General features: G+C 72.6%; 10 protein-coding genes. 7 read left to right on the top strand and 3 right to left on the bottom strand.

Going from position 1 to position 13213, the window contains the following annotated elements; all coding sequences use genetic code 11:
• The first annotated feature begins 120 nt into the window (after positions 1-120).
• The 3 genes from ACFW01_RS11760 to nudC all read left to right on the top strand — a co-directional run bounded on the left by ACFW01_RS11760 (position 121) and on the right by nudC (position 6096).
• Positions 121-3639: a UvrD-helicase domain-containing protein gene (locus ACFW01_RS11760; protein WP_384503164.1), complete on the top strand. Its 3519-nt coding sequence runs from the start codon at positions 121-123 to the stop codon at positions 3637-3639.
• 10 nt (positions 3640-3649) lie between these two features.
• Positions 3650-5062, top strand: coding sequence for a dipeptidase (locus ACFW01_RS11755; RefSeq protein WP_234954825.1), 1413 nt, complete (start codon positions 3650-3652; stop codon positions 5060-5062).
• A gap of 89 nt (positions 5063-5151) precedes the next feature.
• Positions 5152-6096, top strand: coding sequence for an NAD(+) diphosphatase (gene nudC / locus ACFW01_RS11750; RefSeq protein WP_234954823.1), 945 nt, complete (start codon positions 5152-5154; stop codon positions 6094-6096).
• A 257-nt stretch (positions 6097-6353) separates the two neighbouring features.
• Here nudC and ACFW01_RS11745 read toward each other — a convergent pair whose 3' ends face one another.
• Positions 6354-6611 (bottom strand): mycoredoxin, encoded by a 258-nt coding sequence (locus tag ACFW01_RS11745; protein ID WP_234954822.1) that lies wholly within the window; start codon positions 6609-6611, stop codon positions 6354-6356.
• A 186-nt stretch (positions 6612-6797) separates the two neighbouring features.
• On the opposite strand from ACFW01_RS11745, the gene ACFW01_RS11740 reads away from it, so the two are divergent.
• The 4 genes from ACFW01_RS11740 (at position 6798) to ACFW01_RS11725 (ending at position 10357) form a co-directional block, all read left to right on the top strand.
• On the top strand, positions 6798-8999 hold the full coding sequence (locus ACFW01_RS11740) for an ATP-dependent DNA helicase UvrD2 (RefSeq protein ID WP_384503162.1): 2202 nt from the start codon (positions 6798-6800) through the stop codon (positions 8997-8999).
• 164 nt (positions 9000-9163) lie between these two features.
• Positions 9164-9496 (top strand): hypothetical protein, encoded by a 333-nt coding sequence (locus ACFW01_RS11735; RefSeq protein WP_234954820.1) that lies wholly within the window; start codon positions 9164-9166, stop codon positions 9494-9496.
• Between the two features lie 172 nt (positions 9497-9668).
• Positions 9669-10037: a WhiB family transcriptional regulator gene (locus ACFW01_RS11730; RefSeq protein WP_003973786.1), complete on the top strand. Its 369-nt coding sequence runs from the start codon at positions 9669-9671 to the stop codon at positions 10035-10037.
• Positions 10034-10357 carry a hypothetical protein gene (locus tag ACFW01_RS11725; protein WP_234954819.1) on the top strand — a complete coding sequence of 108 codons (324 nt, stop codon included), beginning with the start codon at positions 10034-10036 and terminating at the stop codon, positions 10355-10357. Before ACFW01_RS11730 ends, ACFW01_RS11725 begins: the two co-directional genes overlap by 4 nt.
• A 108-nt stretch (positions 10358-10465) precedes the next feature.
• Here the strand turns inward: ACFW01_RS11725 and ACFW01_RS11720 are convergent, their stop codons facing one another.
• Both ACFW01_RS11720 and ACFW01_RS11715 read right to left on the bottom strand, forming a co-directional pair.
• A complete protein-coding gene (locus ACFW01_RS11720) occupies positions 10466-11878 on the bottom strand; it encodes an AarF/ABC1/UbiB kinase family protein (protein ID WP_234954818.1) in 1413 nt (470 codons plus the stop codon).
• On the bottom strand, positions 11871-13085 hold the full coding sequence (locus ACFW01_RS11715) for a TOMM precursor leader peptide-binding protein (RefSeq protein WP_234954817.1): 1215 nt from the start codon (positions 13083-13085) through the stop codon (positions 11871-11873). The genes ACFW01_RS11720 and ACFW01_RS11715 overlap by 8 nt, the downstream gene beginning before the upstream one ends.
• Positions 13086-13213: the final 128 nt, after the last annotated feature.

Here is a 13213-nt window from a genome sequence, read left to right as displayed (position 1 = left end):
CGGTGGCCGGACAGAACAGCCAGAGGACAGTCCAGCAGGACCTCAGTCAGCGGCAGAGTCACGACCACCGGAACCTGACTATCAGGATCAATGTCGGTGGCCGCCGCTAGCCTCTCTGACGTGCCTGCCCATCTCACCGATCCCGATCAGCTCAAGGAGCTCCTCGGGATCCCCTTCACCCCGGAGCAGACGGCCTGCATCGTCGCGCCGCCTGCCCCGCAGGTGATCGTGGCCGGAGCCGGGTCGGGAAAGACCACGGTCATGGCGGCGCGTGTGGTGTGGCTGGTCGGCACCGGCCAGGTCGCCCCGGAGCAGGTCCTCGGCCTCACCTTCACCAACAAGGCGGCCGGTGAACTGGCCGAGCGGGTCCGCAAGGCCCTGATCCGCGCGGGCGTCACCGACCCGGACGTGATCGACCCGGACCACCCGCCGGGCGAACCCGTGATCTCGACGTACCACGCCTTCGCGGGCCGCCTCCTGACCGACCACGGCCTGCGGCTCGGACTGGAGCCGACCTCCCGGCTCCTGGCCGACGCCACCCGCTACCAGCTGGCCGCGCGGGTGCTGCGTGAGGCCCCAGGCCCCTACCCGGCCCTCACCCGTTCCTTTCCCGACCTGGTCGGCGACCTGCTCGACCTCGACTCCGAACTCGCCGAGCACCTCGTCCGTCCCGAGGAACTGCTCACCTGGGACGCCGGACTCCTGGACTCCCTCCAGGGGGTCCGGCTCAGCAACGCCGAGCTGCGCAAGGTCCCCGAGGCCGCGGCCGCACGGCGCGAACTGGCCGGCCTGGTGATCCGCTACCGCGCCGCCAAACGCGAACGGGACGTCTTGGACTTCGGCGACCAGATCGCCCTCTCCGCGCGGCTCGCCGGGCTCCCGGAGGTGGGCCGCGTCCTGCGCGACGAGTTCCGGGTCGTGCTGCTCGACGAGTACCAGGACACCTCGGTGGCCCAGCGCGTCCTCCTGGCGGGCCTGTTCGGCGGCGGCACCGGCCACCCGGTGACCGCCGTCGGTGACCCCTGCCAGGCGATCTACGGCTGGCGCGGCGCCTCCGTGGCCAACCTCGACGACTTCCCCGCCCACTTCGAAAACGCGGACGGCCGCCCCGCCACCCTGCAGGCGCTCAGCGAGAACCGCCGCAGCGGCGGCAGACTCCTCGACCTGGCCAACGGCCTCGCCGAGCCCCTGCGCGCCATGCACGCGGGCGTGGAGGCCCTGCGCCCCGCCCCCGGCGCCGAACGCGACGGCGTCGTCCGCTGCGCCCTGCTGCGCACCCACGCCGAGGAGATCGACTGGATCGCCGACTCCGTCGCCCACCTCGTGCGCACCGGCCAGGCGCCCGGGGAGATCGCCGTCCTGTGCCGTACCGCGACCGACTTCGCCGAGATCCAGGGCGCGCTGGTGGCCCGGGACGTCCCCGTCGAGGTCGTGGGCCTCTCCGGGCTGCTGCACCTGCCCGAGGTGGCCGACCTGGTCGCCGTCTGCGAAGTGCTCCAGGACCCGGGCGCCAACGCCTCCCTGGTGCGGCTGCTCACCGGCCCCCGCTGGCGCGTCGGCCCGCGCGACCTCGCCCTCCTCGGCCGCCGCGCACGGCGTCTGGTGAGCCACACGCGCGTGGACGGCGACGACGACCCCGACCGGAGGCTCGCCGAGGCCGTCGAAGGAGTCGACCCCTCCGAGGTGATATCGCTCGCCGACGCGCTCGACACCTTCCTGGAGACGCCGCTGGACGGCACCGGGGACGACGACGGGCTGCCCTTCTCACCGGACGCGCGCGTGCGGTTCGCCCGGCTGGCCACCGAGCTGCGGGAGCTGCGCCGGGCCCTGTCCGACCCCCTCATGGACGTACTGCACCGCGTCCTCGCCGTCACCGGCCTGGAGGTCGAGCTGTCGGCGTCCCCGCACGCCCTGGCCGCCCGCCGCCGCGAGACCCTGTCGAACTTCCTGGACGTCGCCGCCTCCTTCGCCGCGAGCGACGGCGAGGCCACCCTGCTCGCCTTCCTCGGTTTCCTGCGCACCGCCGCCCAGTACGAGAAGGGCCTCGACAACGCCCTGCCCGGCGGCGAGAACACCGTCAAGGTGCTCACCGCGCACCGTTCCAAGGGCCTGGAGTGGGACGTGGTCGCCGTACCCGGCCTGGTCACGGGCGCCTTCCCCAGTGGCCGGGGCCGCGAGAAGTGGACCGCCCAGGGCAAGGTGCTCCCGCACGGGCTGCGCGGCGACTCCGACACCCTGCCCGACGTCGAGTCCTGGGACTCCCGCGGCCTGAAGGCCTTCCACGAGGCCATGAAGGAGCATCAGCACACCGAGGAACTCCGTCTCGGCTACGTCACCTTCACCCGCCCCCGCTCCCTGCTGCTCGGCTCCGGTCACTGGTGGGGACCCACCCAGAAGAAGCCCCGGGGGCCGTCCGGCTTCCTCACGGCCCTGTACGAGCACTGCGCGGCCGGGCACGGCGAGATCGAGGCCTGGGCGGACGAACCCGCCGAGGACGAGGAGAACCCGGCCCTGCACCGGGCCACCGCCGACCAGGTCTGGCCGCTGCCCCTGGACGACGAGGCCCTCGCCCGGCGCCGGGCCGCCGCCGCGACCGTCCTCGCCCACCTGGACCGCCTCGCCACACAGGAGGACACCGCCCCGCACGACCCGGACACCTACGACGACCCCGACTGGCCGCCGCCCCCCGAGGACGAGGAGCCACCCCTGGAGGAAGCCGATCCCGCGGGGTCCGAGAACCCGGCCGGCGACTGGGACTCCTGGACCACGGACCGCCCCACCGTCCCGCACCAGGCGACCGCTCCGGGACGGCCCGGCGGTCCCGACCTGCCCCGACCCGCATCCCGCGAGCACGGCCCCGTACAGGACGCCGCCGAGCACGCCCCTGTACCGGACGCCCCCGCCCGCCTCACCCCGGAGGAGTCCCGCACCGTCGCCTCCTGGGACCGCGACCTCGACGCCCTCACCGGCGAACTGCTGCGCGCCCGCGAGAGCGTCACCGAGGTGCCCCTCCCGGCGTCGCTGACCGCCTCCCAGCTGCTGGACCTGGCGGCCGACCCGGACGGCTTTGCACAGGAGCTGGCCCGCCCCATGCCCCGCCCGCCCCGGCCCGCCGCCCGCCGCGGCACCCGATTCCACGCCTGGGTCGAGGCACGCTTCGAACCGCTGACGCTCCCCCTGCTGGAACCGGGGGAACTGCCCGGCGACGACGCCGAGATCGCCGACGAGCAGGACCTGGAGTTCCTCAAGGAGGCCTTCGAGCGGACCGAGTACGCTCGCCGCACCCCCCACCGCGTCGAGGCACCGTTCCAGCTCACGCTCGCCGGCCGGGTCGTGCGCGGCCGTATCGACGCCGTCTACAAGGAGGGCGACGGCACCACGGCGACGTACGAGATCGTCGACTGGAAGACGAGCCGGTCCCGCACCGCGGACCCGCTCCAGCTCGCGCTCTACCGCCTCGCCTGGGCCGAGCAGCAGCACGTACCGCTGGAGTCGGTGACGGCCGCCTTCCTCTACGTACGCACCGGGGAGGTCGTCCGGCCCGACCGGCTGCCGGACCGCGCCGCGCTGGAGAACCTGCTGCTGGCCGAACCGGTCGGTGACGAACCGCACGATCGGGGTGTCCGTGCGGGCCGATAGGCTCGTGAGTATGAGCCACCCCGTTGACAATGCTGTCAGCGCTGTCCGTACGTACATCGAGCAGCACCGTGCCGCCTTCCTCGACGACCTCGTCGCCTGGCTGCGCATCCCGTCGGTGTCCGCGCAGCCCGACCACGCGACCGATGTGCGCCGCAGCGCCGACTGGCTCGCCGCCAAGCTGAAGGAGACCGGCTTCGGGACCGCCGAGGTCTGGCCCACCCCGGGCGCCCCGGCCGTCTTCGCCGAGTGGCCCTCCGAAGACCCCCAGGCACCGACGATCCTCGTCTACGGCCACCACGACGTGCAGCCCGCCGCCCGCGAGGACGGCTGGAGCAGCGACCCCTTCGAACCGGTCGTCCGCGAGAACCGCCTCTACGCGCGCGGGGCGGCGGACGACAAGGGACAGGTGTTCTTCCACACCCTCGGCGTCCGTGCCCACCTGGCCGCCACCGGCCGCACCACCCCCGCGGTCAACCTCAAGCTGCTCATCGAGGGCGAGGAGGAGTCCGGCTCCCCGCACTTCCGCGCCCTGGTCGAGGAGCGCGCCGACCGGCTCGCCGCCGACGCGGTGATCGTCTCCGACACCGGCATGTGGTCCGAGGACACCTCCACGGTGTGCACCGGCATGCGCGGCCTCGCGGAATGCGAGATCCGACTGCACGGCCCCGACCAGGACATCCACTCGGGCTCCTTCGGCGGCGCGGTCCCCAACCCCGCCACCGCGGTCGCCCGCCTGGTGGCGGCCCTGCACGACGAGCACGCGCGCGTGACGATCCCCGGCTTCTACGACGGCGTGATCGAACTCACCGACGAGGAACGCGACCTCTTCGCCGAGCTGCCCTTCGACGAGCAGCGGTGGCTGGACACGGCCAAGTCGTACGCCGCCCACGGCGAGGCCGGCCACACCACACTGGAACGTGTCTGGGCCCGCCCCACCGCCGAGGTCAACGGCATCGGCGGCGGCTACCAGGGCCCGGGCAGCAAGACGATCATCCCGTCGTCCGCCATGGTGAAGCTCTCCTTCCGGCTGGTCGCGGGCCAGGAACCGGAGCACGTGGAGAAGGCCGTCCGCGCGTGGATCGACGAACAGGTGCCCGCCGGGATCCGCTGCGAGATCGACTTCGCCCCGGCCACCCGCCCGTGCTTGACGCCGCTCGGCCACCCGGCGCTGCGGTCGGTGGCCCGCGCGATGGGCCTGGCCTTCGGGAAACCGGTCCGCTACACGCGGGAGGGCGGCTCCGGACCCGCCGCCGACCTCCAGGAGGTGCTCGGCACCCCGGTGCTGTTCCTCGGCATCTCCGTCCCGTCCGACGGCTGGCACGCACCCGACGAGAAGGTGGAGCTGGACCTGCTGCTCAAGGGCGTGGAGACCGCCGCGCACCTGTGGGGCGACCTGGGGGAGCACTGGCGCCACGCACCCTGAGCGCCCCGCCGCCCCACGCCCCGCCGCCCCACGACCCGCCGAACCCGCCTGCCGAACCGAACCGCTCACCGGGGGAGTTGGAAGCACCCGTGACCACCTGGACCGACCGCACCGCCGACCGTCCCATCTCGCTCACCGCGCCGAGCGGCATCGACCGCGCCGCCCACCACCGCCTCGACGAGGCCTGGCTCGCGGCGGCATGGAGCCACCCCTCGACGCGCTGCTTCGTGGTCTCCGGCGGCCAGGTTCTCATCGACGAGACGCCCGACGGGCGCACCGAGCTCGTCATGACCCCCTCCTTCGAGGCCCCGCTCACCGAGGCGCACCGCTACTTCCTGGGCACCGACGAGGACGGGGTCAGCTACTTCGCCCTCCAGAAGGACTCCCTGCCCGGCCGCATGGACCAGTCGGCGCGGCCGGCGGGCCTGCGGGAGGCGGGCCTGCTCCTGGCCCCCCGCGACGCGGGCCTGATGGTCCACGCGGTCGCCCTGGAGAACTGGCAGCGCCTGCACCGGTTCTGCTCCCGGTGCGGCGAGCGCACGGTCATCGCCGCCGCCGGCCACATCCGCCGCTGCCCCGCCTGCGGCGCCGAGCACTACCCGCGCACCGACCCCGCCGTGATCATGGCCGTCACGGACGACGCCGACCGCATACTGCTCGGCCGCCAGGTCCACTGGCCCGAGGGCCGTTTCTCCACGCTCGCCGGCTTCGTGGAGCCCGGCGAGTCCATCGAGCAGTCGGTGCGCCGCGAGGTCCAGGAAGAGGTCGGGGTCACCGTCGGTCCCGTCGAATACGTTGCCAGCCAGCCCTGGCCCTTCCCGTCCAGCCTGATGCTCGGCTTCATGGCCCGCGCCACGTCGACCGACATCGAGGTCGACGGCGACGAGATCCACGAGGCGCGCTGGTTCTCCCGCGACGAGCTGGGCGCCGCCTTCGCGTCGGGCGAGGTGCTCCCGCCCTACGGGATCTCGATCGCGGCCCGCCTCATCGAGCTCTGGTACGGCAGGCCACTGCCGACGCGCGCGGCGTTCTGAGGCCGGTCGGCGGCCCGGACCGGGCGGTGTGGAGCGCCGGGCCGCCACGGACCACGCTGCGGATCATCGCCGTCTCGTTCTTCGTCCTCGCCGCCGACAGCACGGCCGTCGGCACGCACGAGGGCAAGGCCGGGCCCGCGGGCGACGGCTGCGGCTGCCGCCCCGGCTGCGGCTGCTGCGCCCGACCGGCCTGGCGCACGAAACACCGCGGCCCCCGACCGGCAGGAGGCTGGGGCGGGGGCCGCGTCTCGCGGAGGTCAGGCGCCCAGCGCCTGCTTCACCTGGGCGAGGCTCGGGTTGGTCATGACGACCTCGGTGCCACCGTTGGTGGGAATCACCTGAACCGTGGGGACCGTCTGGTTTCCGTCATTGGCCTTCTCCACGAAGGCCGCGGAGTCCGGGTCGTGCTCGATGTTGATCTCGGTGTACGCGATGCCCTCGCGGTCCATCTGGCTCTTCAGCCGGCGGCAGTAGCCGCACCACGTGGTGCTGTACATCGTCACAGTGCCCGGCATGTCTCTCGCGCTCCTTCGGCGACTCGGGGATCCGGCGGCTCGGGGATGAGGTCGCAGGAGGGGAACGTCCGCGAAGGCGCCACCATTCCCGCCCCGTGATGCCTCACATCGGCATGGGTACGACTATCGGAGCGTGCCTGTGGACAACCGGCTCACCCGTCTCGCGAGACCTGGCAGCATGGCGGTGTGACAGCAGCAACGCACTCCACCCTCTTCCCGCAGGTACCGGACTCGGCCGACGCGGTGCTCGAAGGGCTCGACCCCGAGCAGCGCGAGGTGGCGACCGCCCTGCGCGGACCGGTGTGCGTGCTGGCGGGTGCCGGCACGGGCAAGACCCGGGCGATCACCCACCGCATCGCCTACGGGGTGCGCGCCGGGATCCTCCAGCCCACCAGCGTGCTCGCCGTCACCTTCACCAACCGCGCCGCGGGGGAGATGCGGGGCCGGCTGCGCCAGCTCGGCGCCTCCGGTGTCCAGGCCCGCACGTTCCACTCGGCGGCGCTGCGCCAGCTCCAGTACTTCTGGCCGAAAGCGATCGGCGGCGCCCTGCCCAGGCTCGTCGACCGCAAGATCCAGCTCGTCGCCGACGCGGCCGCCGCCTGCCGCATCCGCCTCGACCGGGGTGAGCTGCGCGACGCCACCGCGGAGATCGAGTGGTCCAAGGTCACCCAGACCGTCCCCGCCGACTACGCCGCCGCGGCCGCCAAGGCCGGTCGCGAGACACCCCGCGACCCGGCGGAGATCGCCCAGCTGTACGCCGCCTACGAGGACCTCAAGCGCGGTCGCGGAGTCATCGACTTCGAGGACGTGCTGCTGCTGACGGTGGCCGTCCTGCAGGACCGGCACGACGTCGCCGATCAGGTCCGCGCCCAGTACCAGCACTTCGTGGTGGACGAGTACCAGGACGTCAGCCCGCTCCAGCAGCGCCTGCTGGAGCTGTGGCTCGGCGACCGCGACGACCTGTGCGTGGTCGGCGACGCCAGCCAGACGATCTATTCGTTCACGGGAGCAACGCCCGACCACTTGCTCGACTTCCGCGTCCGGCACCCCGGTGCCACCGTCGTCAAACTGGTCCGCGACTACCGCTCCACCCCCCAGGTGGTCCACCTCGCCAACGGGCTGCTGGCCCAGGCCCGGGGCCGGGCCGCCGACCACCGGTTGGAGCTGGTCTCCCAGCGACCGGCCGGCCCCGAGCCCGCCTACACCGAGTACCCGGACGAGCCGGCCGAGGCCGAGGGCGCGGCCCGCCGCATCCGCGAACTCGTCGACGCGGGCGTTCCCGCGGCCGAGATCGCGGTCCTGTTCCGGACCAACTCCCAGTCGGAGACCTACGAACAGGCCCTCGCCGACGCCGGTGTCCCGTACCAGCTGCGGGGCGCGGAGCGCTTCTTCGACCGTCCTGAAGTGCGCAAGGCCCACAGCGCCCTGCGGGCGGCGGCCCGCTTCGGCGGCAACGACTCCCTCCTGGACGACGTCGTCGACCTGCCCTCGCAGGTACGCGCGGTGCTGTCGGGGGAGGGCTGGACCTCGGAGCCCCCGGCCGGCTCGGGCGCCGTGCGGGAACGCTGGGAGTCGCTGGCGGCCCTGGTCGGGCTCGCCCAGGACTTCGCCGCCGCGAGAGCGGGCGTCACGCTGAGCGACCTGGTCGTGGAACTCGACGAGCGGGCGGGCGCCCAGCACGCCCCCACGGTGCAGGGCGTCACCCTCGCTTCCCTGCACTCGGCCAAGGGCCTGGAGTGGGACGTCGTCTTTCTGGTCGGCGTCACCGAGGGAATGATGCCGATCACCTACGCAAAGACCGACGAGCAGATCGAGGAGGAGCGCCGCCTGCTCTACGTCGGTGTCACCCGCGCGCGTGAACGCCTGCACCTCTCCTGGGCGCTCGCCCGCTCGCCCGGCGGCAGGCCGAGCCGTCGGCCCAGCCGCTTCCTCAAGGGCCTGCGGCCCGGCTCCGGCACGGCGGGCGGGCACGCCGCGGCGGGCGGCACCGGAGGAGTCGAGCACGGCCGCGGAGGAGGCGGCGCCGCGGCCGCCGTCCCGAGACGGACACCGCGGACGCCGGCCCGCTGCCGTGTCTGCGGGCGCACGCTCACCGACGCCGGCGAGATGAAACTGATGCGCTGCGAGGACTGCCCGTCCGACATGGACGAGGGCGTCTACGAGCGGCTGCGCGAGTGGCGGGCGGTCCAGGCGGGGCGCAGCGGGCAGCCCGCGTTCTGCGTCTTCACCGACAAGACACTGATGGCGATCGCCGAGTCCGTCCCCGAGGACGAGCGGGAACTGGTCCGCATCCCGGGGGTCGGAGCGCGCAAGCTCAACCGCTACGGAGCCGACGTCCTGGCCATCTGCGCAGGTCAAGAGGGAGTGGGGCTGGACGAGGGCGACTGATACAAACTCGTCGAGAAAATAGTTTGCGCATGCCCCGGGAATCCCCATAGGTTCTTGGTCACGGGAACAGCGGCCTTCCCGAAGGCCCTGACTCCGTGTTGTACTTGCATATACACGGACTGGTTCATCCCAGTCCCCCGAGACGCCGAGAGGAGGCGAGTCCAGTGATCAGCATCAAGACCAGCAGCACCGTCGGCTTCACCGCCAAAATGACCGATCGCTCGGCCGTCTCCCTGTGCATCCTCGGCGCCTCGAACTCGGGCACCGGTCTGTCCGGCATCCGTGCCGTGCGTCCGGCCGCCTCCTCCGTTGCCCCCGCGGGCCTTCCCGTCCGTGAGCGCAATGAGCGACCGACCAAGGCACTGGAAGCAGCTGTAACGGCACAGGCGCAGGCCTATGCCTTTACCGCGACCGGTGCCGGATTCCGGAAGCAGACGACGCAGCACCACCTGATGTGGGCCTTCCGTGGGCCAGAACCCTGGAGTGATCCAGCCTGATCTCGATCAGGCCGGCGCCTTCAGGGCCGCGGAACCCCACCCGGGATCCGCGGCCCTTCTGTTTGTCCCCGAACGGACGACAGCACGAGGGAGCCTCGGGACAAGAAAAGAACCCGGTACCAAGCCGCCACCCGGCCAACCGGCCGGAACGACCAGACGAGGAAGACCACCCGTGCAACTCGAAGCGCACGCCCCGTCCGTACCGCCTTCCGACACGATCCCCAAGCCCTGTTCCACGGAGGACTCCACCTTGACCCCGCTCACCGCGCTCACCGCGCTCGACGACGCCATCGAGAACCTCGGCGTGCCCGTCCCCTGCCGTTCCTACGACCCGGAGGTCTTCTTCGCCGAGTCGCCGGCGGACGTCGAGTACGCCAAGTCCCTCTGCCGCACCTGCCCGTTGATCGAGGCCTGCCTCGCCGGTGCCAAGGAGCGGCGTGAGCCCTGGGGCGTCTGGGGCGGCGAGCTGTTCGTCCAGGGTGTCGTCGTCGCCCGGAAGCGGCCTCGTGGTCGCCCGCGCAAGAACCCGGTTTCGGCATGAACATCACCGGAACGATCGACCGCCCCCTCACGTACGACCCCCAGAAGCAGGCCCCGATGAAGCCGTTCCCCCACGACACCGCAGGCTCCGCGCCCGAAGACTTCACCACCACCGGCGCGAGGGACTCGCGTCAGAACAGGACCCGCGAAATGCAACTCATCCCAGAAGCCCTGGCACGTGCGCATATGCACGACCGCCTGATCGAGGCGGAGCAGGAGCGCCGGGCGATGCGCCTGGCGACCGCTCGCCGCATGCAGCGCCGGGCGGAGCGCGCCTCGATGCGTGCCCGGCGTGCGCTCGCCATGGCGGTCATGCAGTAACCGACACACCTGAAGCGGTGGTCTCCCGGCCCGGGAGACGAAGCTCTGCCCGCGGGGGCCGGCCCGTCCGAACGGACCGGCCCCCGCGGTCCGTTCGGCGCGGGCGGCTCAGGCCTCCGCCGCCTTCTCCTCCTCGTACTCCTTGTACGCGTCCTCGACGGCCGCGGCCTCCTCTTCGTCCGTCTCCTCCTCGGGGACGAAGCCCACCAGCCAGTCGGCCAGCTCGTCACGCAGCCGGACCGTCGCTCCCAGCTGGCACAGCACCCCGATCGTGCTCAAGGTCACTCGATGGATCAGGAGGTAGGACGGCGGCAGATTCAGCTGCTTGGCCAGCTGGTAGGCGGGGGAGCGGGGGTCGCCGATGCGGGCCGCCTGACTCCGCATCCAGCCGCGGGTGAACGTGAACTCGTCGACCCGGGCCGGCTCGATGATCGGCAGGAGATATTCCAGAACGGCGTCGGGGTCCAGCTCTATCGACTCCCTGACGAACCCCTCCGCGCAGAGCATCTCGTAGACGGCGTCCGCCTCGCCGTCCAGCGTCATCCGCAGGGCCTCCCCGATGGGCTCGGGCAGACCGCCCGGGAGCCGGTCGACGGTGCCGAAGTCCAGCACGCCCAGGCGCCAGTCGTCCTCGCCGTCCGGGCCACCGGGGAGCAGGCGGAAGTTGCCGGGGTGCGGGTCGGCGTGCAGGAGTCCGGTGCGCGCCGGGCCGGAGAAGAGGAAGTGGGCCAGCAACTGGCCGGCGCGGTCGCGCTGCTCCTGCGTGCCGTCCGAGATGATCTCCGACATCGGGATGCCGTCGATCCACTCGGTGATCAGTACCTGGTCGCACTGGTGGACGACGTCCGGAACCAGGATGTCCGGGTCGTCCGCGAACTCCTCGGCGTGGATCCGCTGGGCCTGCGCCTCCAGGTCGTAGTCCAGCTCCTCCGAGACCCGGTCCTTCAGCTCCGTGATCAGCGGCTTGACGTCCATGCCGGGGACCAGCGGGCCGAGCAGGCGGGCGAAACGGCTGAGCTGGTTGAGGTCCGACAGCAGGGCCTCGCCCGCGCCCGGGTACTGCACCTTGACCGCCACCTCGCGGCCGTCGTGCCACACCCCCCGGTGCACCTGGCCGATCGAGGCGGCCGCGGCGGGCTTGTCGTCGAACTCCAGGAACAGGTCCTGCCAGCTTTCCCCGAGGCGCTCGGCGAGCACCGCGTGCACGGTGCGCGTCGGCATGGGCGGTGCCGCCTCCTGGAGTTTGGTCAGCGCCGCCCGGTAGGGCCCGGCGACCTCCTCGGGCAGCGCCGACTCGAAGACGGACAGCGCCTGCCCGAACTTCATCGCCCCGCCCTTCAGCTCGCCCAGCACCTTGAACAACTGCTCCGCGGTGCGCTGCTGCAACTGCTGGCCGACGAGCTCCGCCGACTCGCCCACGATCCGCTTGCCGAGCCCCCAGGTCGCCCGCCCGGCGAAGCCGAGCGGGAGCGCGGCGAGCTTGGCGGTCCGGGTGACCGCCTTGCGGGGAAGATCAGACATGAGCCCTCCAAGTCGCAGCCGGCCGCGCGGGTTCCGCCTCACGGCGTACTTCTGCTGACGGCCCTTGCCCCGCCATTGTCGCGCGCTCCTCCCCGTCCTCGGCGATGTGTTCCTCCTTACCCTTCCCCGCCGCTCCGCACGGGCACTCGGGGTGGGCCCGGACCGGACGGGACCGCCAGCGCAGACCGGGCAGCGAGACCTCCCAGCGGACGCCGGTGCTCGACGGGCTCCCGCCGTCCAGGAAGGCGAGGGCGTGGGCCGCCGCGAATCCGGCGACTGTCGCCGCGAGAGTGAGGTCGCAGGGCCGCACCTCGGGCCGGCGGCCGGAACGCCACTGGGCCACCAGGCGGGGCCAGGCCGGATCCCGGTCGGTGCGCTCCGCGTGCAGACAGCCCGCGCACCCGGTCTCGCCGGGCAGGACCAGGGGGCCGACGACACCCGTCCCTTCCACGACCCCGGCATACAGGTGGGGTGTTCCGGAGGCCATGAGGGACTCGGCCGCGACGGGATCGGGTGTGTGCACCGCCACGTCGTCGCGTGGGGTGACGATCACCAGGGAGAAGCCCGCGGTGTCCGCCTCGGACGGCGCCGCTGGGCCACGCCGCGGCGGCCGGTCGGGGGCGGTCCGGCGCACCATCCGACGGGCGGCCTCGTCCCGCCGGTCGCCGACGGAGTCGACCGGCAGTCCGCCCGGGGCGACGTCCCACGGCTCGACCCGTCCGCCGTCGCGGACGTCCACCTCGCCGATCCCCGCCCCCGACAGCAGGCCGGCGAGTACCGCGCCCACCCGTCCCGCACCTCTCACGCTCACCCGCAGGGCACGGCGGGCCGCCAGGTGTCTGATCGCGTCCCCCGGTTCGGAGGTGGTCAGGGACAGTGAGGCCAGGTCGGGGCGGAGCCGGTCGAGGACCTCCTTCTTCTCCCGCAGGGCGTCGGCGGCCGGTCCGCCGCCCGTGGCGTCGTCCAGCAGCCCGGCCCTCGCCAGTCCCTCCACCACCCGGTCGGCATGCCCCTCCGGCAGGTCCATGCGGTGCCCCTCCTCACGCAGGAGCTTCGGTCCGCGGGTGCCGTTGAGCAGTTCCAGGAAGCTGCCCGTCGCCGTGTCCACCGGGGCGAGCGTCAGCGCGTGCGCCGGTGTCATTCCGAACTGCACGGTGTTCAGATCGCGCCAGCCGCGCCGGAGCGCGGGCTTCACCATCGGATGCATTCCGGATCCCCCGTGATCTTCGTGATCTTCGAATGTGCGGGCACGCGGTCGGTCGTGAAACGGCCGACGAGTGCCAGCATGCCCGGCCGTGAGAAGAGGCGGCGAAAGTTGTCCACAGGCGGTGGGTA

This window comes from Streptomyces sp. NPDC058985, from assembly GCF_042740985.1.
Lineage (GTDB): Bacteria > Actinomycetota > Actinomycetes > Streptomycetales > Streptomycetaceae > Streptomyces.
Note: the sequence above shows the minus strand (reverse complement) of the source record. Positions and strands in the feature narration are given on the sequence as shown.

What these genes read in the sequence shown, in the direction of transcription:
- ACFW01_RS11755 (WP_234954825.1), top strand. Translation starts at nt 3,650, where the DNA reads ATGAGCCACCCCGTTGACAATGCTGTCAGCGCTGTCCGTACGTACATC.
- ACFW01_RS11745 (WP_234954822.1), bottom strand. Translation starts at nt 6,611, where the DNA reads ATGCCGGGCACTGTGACGATGTACAGCACCACGTGGTGCGGCTACTGC.
- ACFW01_RS11725 (WP_234954819.1), top strand. Translation starts at nt 10,034, where the DNA reads ATGAACATCACCGGAACGATCGACCGCCCCCTCACGTACGACCCCCAG.
- ACFW01_RS11720 (WP_234954818.1), bottom strand. Translation starts at nt 11,878, where the DNA reads ATGTCTGATCTTCCCCGCAAGGCGGTCACCCGGACCGCCAAGCTCGCC.
- ACFW01_RS11715 (WP_234954817.1), bottom strand. Translation starts at nt 13,085, where the DNA reads ATGCATCCGATGGTGAAGCCCGCGCTCCGGCGCGGCTGGCGCGATCTG.